The organism is Phenylobacterium sp. (assembly GCF_031425575.1).
Classification (GTDB): domain Bacteria; phylum Pseudomonadota; class Alphaproteobacteria; order Caulobacterales; family Caulobacteraceae; genus Phenylobacterium.
Genome location: NZ_JANPJP010000002.1, coordinates 1 through 8,280, shown reverse-complemented (window position 1 = coordinate 8,280; position 8,280 = coordinate 1). Strand labels below are relative to the sequence as shown.

Here is an 8,280-nt window from a genome sequence, read left to right as displayed (position 1 = left end):
ACGTTGGCCTTCTTGGCGGACTCGGCCAGGTTGGCGCCGCCGCCGTGGGCGTCGTCATAGGCCTGGGTCATCTCATAGACCTTCTCGGCGGCGGCGTCCTTGCGCAGCTCGGCCTCAAGCTGGGGCCGGATCTGCGCCAGGGTTACGGCCTGGCCCGGGGTGACCTTGCTCACCCGGATGACCGCGAAGCCGAGGTCACCCTTCACCGGCGCGATCTGGCCGACCGGCAGGGTGAAGGCGGCTTGACCCACCTTGGGGTCGGCGATGGCGGTGCGCGGCTTGTCGGCATAGGTGATGGCGTCGACGCCCAGGGACTTGGCGATGGCGCCCGGATCCTCGCCCTTGGCCAGCCGTGCGGCCACGGCCTGGGCCGCGGCGGCGTCCTTGGCCGGAATCTGTACGAGGCTGCGGGTCTCGGGCCGTGAGAGGGTGTCACGGCGGAATTCGAAGCGCTTCTGCAGCTCGGCCGGATCGATGGGCAGGTTGGCGCCCACCATCGCCGGGCTGAAATGCACGACGGTCAGCGTGCGGAATTCGGGCCGGGTCAGGGCCGCGGCGTTTTCCTTCATCAGCTCGGTGAGCTGGGCGTCGGTGGGCAGGGCGGGGGCGGTGACATTGCGCGGATCGATGGTGAAGTAGCCGACATCGCGGCTCTCCATCGCGTAGATCGCCCCGAGCGCGGTATAGGCCCGCGGCACCCGCAGGCCGTTGGCCAGGGCGGAGACCAGGTGGCTGCCGGCGACCTGGTCGCGCATGATCAGCTCAAAGGCGGGCGGCGTCAGGCCATTCTCATTGAGGCGCTGGGCGTAGAGGTTCTTGTCGAAGCGGCCTGAGACCTGGTCGAAGAAGGCCGGGATCTTCTGCAGTTCGCGGGTGATCAGGGTGTCGGAAGGCTTGATGCCGATCTTGGCCAGCATCTCGCCAAAGGCCTCCCGGCTCGCCACCTCGTTCAGGACGCGGGTGTCCAGGCCATTAGCTGCGGCCATCTCGTTGGTGATGGGCTGACCCACCTGCTGCTCGGCGCCTTTGCGGAAGCTGTCGAACTCCCGCTTGAAGTCGGCGGTCGAAACCTTGCGCGAGCCCGCCGTCACCACGGCGTTGGACGTGCTCCCCGTGAACACGTCGTTGATCCCGAACAGGGCGAAGCTCACGACAAGCAGGCCGATCAAGACGAGGGCGACCCAGGATTTTGCGAACTGGCGGATGGCGGCGAGCATTTGGCGGTCTTCCTGGCCCCGCGGGGCGAGCATCGGAACGGGCGGTATAGTGGAGGCCGCTTGGACCCCGCAAGCGCGTGACAGAATTCTCAAGGCGCCTTACTCGCCCAAGGAACACGACAAAAGCGAGGCCTTGATGACCGCCCCCGTCCCCTTGATCGCCGGAAACTGGAAAATGAACGGGGATTCCGCGTCCCTCGGGGAGGCCCTGGCCACCGCCGCGGGCCTCGGATCGACCCGGGCGCGGGTGGCCATCTGTCCATCGGCGACCCTGGTGTCCCGGATGGCGGACGCGCTGAAGGCCACCAATCTTCTGGTGGGCGGCCAGGACTGCCGCGCCGAGGTTTCCGGCGCCTATACCGGCGATGTGGCGGCCGAGCAGCTGGCGGACGCCGGCGCTGAGCTGGTGATCCTTGGGCACTCCGAACGCCGCGCCGGCTACGGCGAGACCGACGCGCTGGTGGCCGCCAAGACCCAGGCGGCCCTGCGTGCGGGCCTGGAACCCATCGTCTGCGTCGGCGAGACCCTGGACGAACGCAAGGCCGGCAAGGCCCTGGAGATCGTCACCGGGCAGGTGAGAGCGTCGCTGCCCGCCGAACTGGCCGGCAAGGCCTTCTCCGTGGCCTATGAGCCCGTCTGGGCCATCGGCACCGGCCTGACCCCTTCCACCGAGGAGATCGTCGAGGTCCACCGCGCCATCCGTGAGACCCTGACCGCGATCTTCGGCGCCCATGGCGCGACCGTGGCCATCCTCTACGGCGGCTCGGTGAAGCCCGCCAACGCCGCCGAGATCCTGCATGCCGACGAGGTGGGCGGCGCCCTGGTGGGCGGCGCTTCGCTGAAGGCCGCCGACTTCCTGGGGATTATCGCAGCGGTCTAGACCCTTTCCGGATCAGGTTGAATCAACCTGATCGGATCAAAAGGGTCTATCTTCTTGAATCTAGAGCATGTCCGGGCGGCGAACCGGCGCCCACTTGCGCCTGACATGCTCTAGTCGCCGCCGCGGCCCAAATCTTCATCGCCCTCGTGACCCTTGGCGTCGGCGCCGGCCAGGGTGCTCTTCGATCCGGACAGTCCGTCGCCGAGGGCGTTGCCGCCACCGCCCGCAGCCTCCGCCAGGTCGCGTTCGGCGCCGGGATCGGGCGCATCAGGCTTGCCGGTGATGTCGGATTCCTTGGTGGCTTCGCCGGCGGCGTTGCCGATCTGGGGGCGGGCGGGCATCGGCTGTTCCTCGAGAGTTGCTGCGCACTCAACGAACGCCTCAGGCCGCTGTTCCAGCATCGCTGAGGTGCAGGGCGCCCTCCCTGTGGTCCAGGCCCACGCGGAACCCTTTCAGCAGGCCGGCGCCGATCAGGCCGTCCGGCAGGGGACTTCCCGGCTGCGCCGCGAAGATGCTCACCTTCACATCGCGCAGGGTGAAGCCCGCGAACCGAACCTCGTGGGCGGTGACCATACGATCCACGCTGGCCCCGCCGATCCCGATGGACCGCACGGAGGTCAGCTTGCGGGCCTGATCGAGCAGGCCCGCAGCGGCGGCGGCCTGATCCGACAGTGCCAGGGCGCCTGAGGCCCCGGTGTCCACCAGGGCCGAGATCGGCGCCCCGGACTCAACCCTGACCTCGGTAAGCAGTCCGCCGGTCTTCCGGGTCACCGGGGCGAGCACCGAATTGCTGGGCGGCGCATAGGCCTCGTGCCGCAGGAAGGCGGCGCGGCGGCGCGGATAGTCGACCTCCAGGATGATCGAACGCAGGACATCGCGACCGAGCAGCATGTCGAAGGGTTGATTGGTGAAGGCCGAGATGGCCGCCAGATTCAGAACCGCGGCGCGGATCCGCTCGACCCTCAGCGCCCCGAGATCCAGGTCCACGCCGACCGTATGGGTGACGCTGGGCCCACCGCCGACGCCGTAGGCCAGAACCGGCAGGGGCAGGCCCGCCGCCAGACCCAGGCGGCTGGCGAATCCGGCGTCGATGGCCGAGGACTGGGCGCCGGAATCGACCAACACCCGGATTGGGGAACCGGCCACGGCGCCCTGCAGCATGATGAATCCCCCGGCGCGCGGCAGGTCGATCCAACCGCTTCCCGAGACGTCGCCCGGAAAGATCACCCGGGGCGCGCCGAATTGCCCCCCGTTGCGCACAAAGACGATGCCGGCCGCGCCGGCGCCCAGGAAGGCGATTTGTCCGAGCAGGGCGCGGCGGGTGGTCAGGACGACCTCATGGGAAGGAAAGGGGACGCCCCCTAGATGGGGCCGCCGTCCGGGCTTTGAAGGGGCCGTTCCAGGGTGACCTTGAAGAACCGCGTCTCCACGCCCTCGATCCCAAAATCGTTATCGTTCACCAGAAGGATTTCCCGGTCCGACAGCAGGATCATGCCCTCCAGGTCCGGCGCGATCTCCGGTGCATCGTCGCTGCTGAAGATCAGCTCCTTACGCAGGACCCCGCCAGCGCCCCTCAGGTCGACCACATAGATCTTGCTGGTGTGGGAAATCCGCTCCAACACCAGCAGCCGGCCCTCGCCCACGCACAGCAGTTCTCCGATCTTCAGGTCGGCGGGCCCCACCGGCCCGGCCTCGACGTCCCGGAGAAAGCTGTCTGGCCGGTCGAAGGGGTAGCTGTGCTCCGCCAGCAGGACGCCGGACGCCGCGTCCAGGGTCCAGATCCGCACGGCCCCGGCCGCGTCCCCCTCGAAGGCGCTCTGGAACCCCGCATAGAGGCGGGTCTCGTCGGCCGAGACCGCCAGCCCCTCGAAGCCGCGATTGAGCCGCCGCCGGCCCGCGATGGCGGGGAGCAGGTCCTCGGCCCCGGGCCAGGCCAGGCCCTGCGGCGTCCAGCGGGTCTCCACCACGCCCTGCGCGCTGACCTTCATCAGCGAGGGCCCATACTCCTCCGCCACCCAGAACGAGCCGTCCGCCAGGGCCGCGACCGCTTCGGAGTCCGCCCCGTTCACGTCCGCAGCCAGCGGCCGCCCTTCCACGTCGAACAGCGGCTCCATAGACCCCTCGCCGCCACCGGGCAGGGGGAGGCCCGTCACCGGGGCGCCCGAGGCCGCGCGCAAGGGCAGGGTCCGAAGGCGCTCGATCCGGTCGCCGGTGATCTGCAGCTCCGAGAGGCTCGGCCCGATCTGCGGCATCGGCAGAATCTTGGCCCCCTCCACCTCGCGTAGATGGTCCAGGCCCTCGACGCCGTAGTCCTCCTCCGCCTGCTTGATCTTGAGGTTCGGCCCCCGGTCTCCCAGGGCCCATAGCCGCCCCGGCGGGTCGCCCGGGCGCCGCGTCAGCCCCGAACCCAGGCCCAGGGTGGCGCGCAACACGCCGGAGGGCAGGGCGACTTCGCCCAGCGGCTGGTCCTGCCAGGCGAGCCGTTCGACTGTGAAGCGGGGCGAGGGCATATGAAGCCTTCCGAACCTGTCGAATTGGGTAGCTTGATGGCGGGGCGTGCATCGCGACGATCCTGCGGACCGTTATGCACATCCCCTCCGGAGTTCGGCCATGACCGATATGACCTCCTATCTCGGCTGGAAGATCGACCACGGCCAGCCCTTGGGGGAGCCAGCGTTTCTGGATCCGGGTTCCGTCCATTGGCGAGTGTACAAGAACCCCATTGCGCTCGCGGTTGGCGGGGTGGCCGCCGTGCTGCTGGAATTCGCCGACCCCCGCATCCGTTCCGGCGTCTGGGACCATTCAACGTTCAAGACCGACCCTATCGGACGCTCCAGGCGTACCGGCGTCGCCGCCATGGTCGGGGTCTATGGTCCGCAGAGCGCGGCGCGACGGGTCATCCAGGGCGTCACCAACATGCATGGCCGCGTGGCCGGGAACACCCCGTCCGGCGAGGCCTACAAGGCCCTCGACGTCGAACTGCTGAACTGGGTCAGCGGCGACGGCCGGATACGGGTTCCTGAACGCCTATGACCGCTTCGTCTCCCCGCTGAGCGAGGCCGAGAAGACCCGGTTCTACGAGGAGGCCGGTCCCATCGCCCGGCTCTACGGCGTGCAGTCCTCGCCAAAATCCACCGCAGACGTCCTGGGGATGATGCAGACTTTGGCGCCTCGCTTTGAGCCCCACCCTATCGTCACCGAATTCCTCGACATCATCCAGTCGGGTCAGGCGGCGCCGGCCGCGCCGAAGTTCCTGCACCGGGCCCTGGCGCGGGCCTCGGTCTCCCTGCTGCCGCCTGTCGTGCGCCAGAAGCTGGCGCTGGGGTCGGACTACGACCTGACCGCGACCGACCGCCTCGCGCTGAAGGCCGCCGGCAAGCTCGCCGACCGCATCCCGGTCCCGGGCTCCGCGCCTTGCGAGGCCAGCAAGCGTCTCGGCCTGCCAGCCAACTTCCTCTATCTCAGCCGCGGCACGCAGGAACGCCTGCTAGCCGCGCGCCCGGCGTCTTCGTCGGCCGGCGTGCCGGAAGCGGCGGGCTAGGGGCCCTTCAACTCCACGGTGTTGCCTTCGGGATCCTGCAGGTACAGCGACAGCCCGTCGCCGTGGGCGCCGTAGCGGGCGCCCTCGTCGCTGATCGTCACGCCTTGCGCCGCCAGGTGCGCGCGGATCGCCGCCGCGTCGAAGGGCGCGACGGTGAGGCAGAAGTGGTCCAGGTTTCGGCCCTCGGCGCCCGGCCCGGCGCCGCCCATTGCGCCCAGCGGGCCCTCGAGGGTCACCAGGTCGATCAGGTTCACGCCGGCGCGCAGGTGGGTCAGGCCCAGTTCCGGTCGGTCCCAGTCCACCGAACAGCCCAGGACGTCGGTGTAGAAGGCGATCATCTCGGCCTTGTCGCGGACGCGCAGGACGATGTGGTCAAAGCCGGCGAGTTGGATCGGATGGTTGGTCATGGCTCTCACATAATTCGCCGCGCTAAAGCAGCAAGCCGAACAGCCGGCAGTCGCGGCGATCCCCGTCGCGCAGGACGTGGCCGCGCAGCAGGCCTTCCTCGGTGAACCCCAGCTTCTCCAGCAAGGCGTCGGAGCGTCGGTTGCCCAGGTGGGTCCGCGCCGTCAGGCGCCGGAGGCCGCTCGAGGCGGCGTGGGCGATCACCGCGCGCATGGCCTCCAGGCCGTAGCCCTGGCCCCAGGCGCCGCGCCCCAGCATGAAGCCCACCTCGGCCCGCTTGTGCCAGCGGTCGATATCCGACAGGTCGCAGATCCCCAGGAATTCCTCGCCGTCCAGGGCGCGTAGGGCCCAGTACAACGCGCGCCCGGCCGCCATGTCCTCCACCTGGCCGGCGACGATGGCGGCGATCAGGTCGGGATCGTCGATCTCGGGCACGTCCCAGTGGGCCATGACCTCGGCGTCGCTCATCATCGGAAACAGCAGGGCGGCGTCGGAAACCTCAAGCGGACGGAGGCTCAGGCGTTCGGTTTCGAGAATCATAGGCTTGCTCGACGCGCGCAACGCCCTAGCTATGGCCTTGCGTCCGTCTCAGTGGTAGAGCGCGCGCTTCATTTCGGCTCCGTTCCTTCGGCCGAGGCTACCGGACGTACCCATGCTGCTTGGCATCCTGCTCACCATCCACATCATCGTCTGCATCTGCCTCATCGCCGTGGTGCTGATGCAGCGGTCCGAAGGTGGCGCGCTCGGCATGGGCGGCGGCCCGACCGGTCTCATGAGCGCGCGAGGCGCCGGGGACCTGCTCACCCGCATCACCTGGATCCTGGGATCGATCTTCTTCGTCATCAGCCTGGCGCTCACCCTGCTGTCGGGCCGTCAGGGCGCTTCGGATTCCGTCGTCGACCGGATGAAGATCGAGGCCATCGACCCCAGCAAGCTGAACCAGCCCGCCCAGCCGGCGCCCTCCAGCCCGGGCGCGGCCCCGCCGCCGCTGTCGGCCCCGACCCCGCAGGTTCGCAATCCGTTCACCGGCGACGCCGAGGGCGCCCCGGCCGCCCCCGCGCCGACCAACCCCTGATCTAAGGTTTTCATGGGCAAGCCGACCTCATCGCCGCATCTGCGGCGCGATCTCCCATGGCTTGCCGGGTGCGGCCTTTGCGCCCCTCAACAGGTTTTCGCGAATCACCTGAGCGCCAAGGCCCCGAATCACCGCTACTCTGAACGCCCATGACCCGGTACATTTTCATCACCGGCGGCGTGGTCTCCTCCTTGGGAAAAGGTCTCGCCTCCGCCGCGCTCGGCGCGCTCCTGCAGGCGCGGGGCTACAAGGTCCGCCTGCGCAAGCTCGACCCCTATCTTAACGTCGATCCGGGGACGATGAGCCCCTATCAGCACGGCGAGGTCTTCGTGACCGACGACGGCGCCGAGACCGACCTGGACCTGGGCCACTACGAGCGCTTCACCGGGGTGAACGCCACCAAGGCCGACAACATCACCACCGGCCAGATCTACAAGACCATCATCGAGAAGGAGCGGCGCGGCGACTACAACGGCGCCACCGTCCAGGTGATCCCCCACGTCACCGACCAGATCCGCGAGTTCGTGCTGTCGGACCCCGGCGAGGGCGTCGACTTCGTCCTGGTGGAGATCGGCGGCACGGTGGGCGACATCGAGGGCCTGCCGTTCTTCGAGGCGATCCGCCAGCTGGGCCAGGAGCTGCCCCGCGGCCACGCCTGCTACATCCACCTGACCCTGCTGCCCTACATCAAGACCGCCGGGGAGATGAAGACCAAGCCGACCCAGCACTCCGTCAAGGAGCTGCGGTCCATCGGCATCCAGCCCGACATCCTGCTCTGCCGCTGCGAGATGCCGATCCCGGCCGGCGAACGGCGCAAGATCGGCCAGTTCTGCAACGTCCGTGAGAGCGCCGTCATCCAGGCGATGGACAGCGCCAACATCTACCACGTGCCCCTGGACTACCATGCCCAGGGTCTGGACCGCGAAGTGCTCGACGTCTTCGGCATGGCCGAGACCGCGCCGGCGCCGGACCTGTCGCGCTGGCAGTCGATCTCCGACACCCTGACCAACCCCGACGGCGAGGTGAACATCGCCATCGTCGGCAAGTACACAGGCCTCACTGACGCCTACAAATCCCTGGTGGAGGCCCTGATCCACGGCGGCGTCGCCCAGAACGTGCGGGTGAAGTTCGACTGGATCGAGGGCGAGGCCTTCGAACGCGA

General features: G+C 68.8%; 11 protein-coding genes. 5 read left to right on the top strand and 6 right to left on the bottom strand.

What is annotated here, in order from left to right:
• On the bottom strand, positions 1-1,217 hold a 1,217-nt coding region (locus tag RMO97_RS00135; RefSeq protein WP_310538541.1), incomplete at its 3' end, for a SurA N-terminal domain-containing protein.
• Positions 1,218-1,353: 136 nt separating this feature from the next.
• Between RMO97_RS00135 and tpiA the strand changes: the two genes are divergently transcribed.
• Positions 1,354-2,097: a triose-phosphate isomerase gene (tpiA, locus tag RMO97_RS00130; RefSeq protein WP_310538540.1), complete on the top strand. Its 744-nt coding sequence runs from the start codon at positions 1,354-1,356 to the stop codon at positions 2,095-2,097.
• Between the two features lie 110 nt (positions 2,098-2,207).
• On the opposite strand, the gene RMO97_RS00125 is transcribed toward tpiA, so the two are convergent.
• The 3 genes from RMO97_RS00125 to RMO97_RS00115 all read right to left on the bottom strand — a co-directional run bounded on the left by RMO97_RS00125 (position 2,208) and on the right by RMO97_RS00115 (position 4,607).
• Positions 2,208-2,438: a hypothetical protein gene (locus RMO97_RS00125; protein WP_310538539.1), complete on the bottom strand. Its 231-nt coding sequence runs from the start codon at positions 2,436-2,438 to the stop codon at positions 2,208-2,210.
• Positions 2,439-2,478: 40 nt separating this feature from the next.
• The gene (locus RMO97_RS00120) at positions 2,479-3,324 is read right to left on the bottom strand and encodes an aspartyl protease family protein (protein WP_310538538.1); all 846 of its coding nucleotides are present in this window, start codon (positions 3,322-3,324) and stop codon (positions 2,479-2,481) included.
• Positions 3,325-3,458: 134 nt separating this feature from the next.
• A complete protein-coding gene (locus tag RMO97_RS00115; RefSeq protein ID WP_310538537.1) occupies positions 3,459-4,607 on the bottom strand; it encodes an esterase-like activity of phytase family protein in 1,149 nt (382 codons plus the stop codon).
• 100 nt (positions 4,608-4,707) lie between these two features.
• On the opposite strand from RMO97_RS00115, the gene RMO97_RS00110 reads away from it, so the two are divergent.
• On the top strand, positions 4,708-5,130 hold the full coding sequence (locus RMO97_RS00110; protein WP_310538536.1) for an oxygenase MpaB family protein: 423 nt from the start codon (positions 4,708-4,710) through the stop codon (positions 5,128-5,130).
• Positions 5,117-5,638 carry an oxygenase MpaB family protein gene (locus tag RMO97_RS00105; RefSeq protein ID WP_310538542.1) on the top strand — a complete coding sequence of 174 codons (522 nt, stop codon included), beginning with the start codon at positions 5,117-5,119 and terminating at the stop codon, positions 5,636-5,638. Before RMO97_RS00110 ends, RMO97_RS00105 begins: the two co-directional genes overlap by 14 nt.
• Here the strand turns inward: RMO97_RS00105 and RMO97_RS00100 are convergent.
• Positions 5,635-6,045, bottom strand: coding sequence for a VOC family protein (locus tag RMO97_RS00100; RefSeq protein ID WP_310538535.1), 411 nt, complete (start codon positions 6,043-6,045; stop codon positions 5,635-5,637). The genes RMO97_RS00105 and RMO97_RS00100 overlap by 4 nt on opposite strands.
• Before the next feature lie 22 nt (positions 6,046-6,067).
• Positions 6,068-6,583 carry a GNAT family N-acetyltransferase gene (locus RMO97_RS00095; protein ID WP_310538534.1) on the bottom strand — a complete coding sequence of 172 codons (516 nt, stop codon included), beginning with the start codon at positions 6,581-6,583 and terminating at the stop codon, positions 6,068-6,070.
• Between the two features lie 112 nt (positions 6,584-6,695).
• Between RMO97_RS00095 and secG the strand changes: the two genes are divergently transcribed.
• Both secG and RMO97_RS00085 read left to right on the top strand, forming a co-directional pair.
• On the top strand, positions 6,696-7,118 hold the full coding sequence (gene secG, locus RMO97_RS00090) for a preprotein translocase subunit SecG (protein ID WP_310538533.1): 423 nt from the start codon (positions 6,696-6,698) through the stop codon (positions 7,116-7,118).
• Between the two features lie 149 nt (positions 7,119-7,267).
• The coding region (locus RMO97_RS00085; protein ID WP_310538532.1) for a CTP synthase at positions 7,268-8,280 on the top strand (1,013 nt) is incomplete at its 3' end.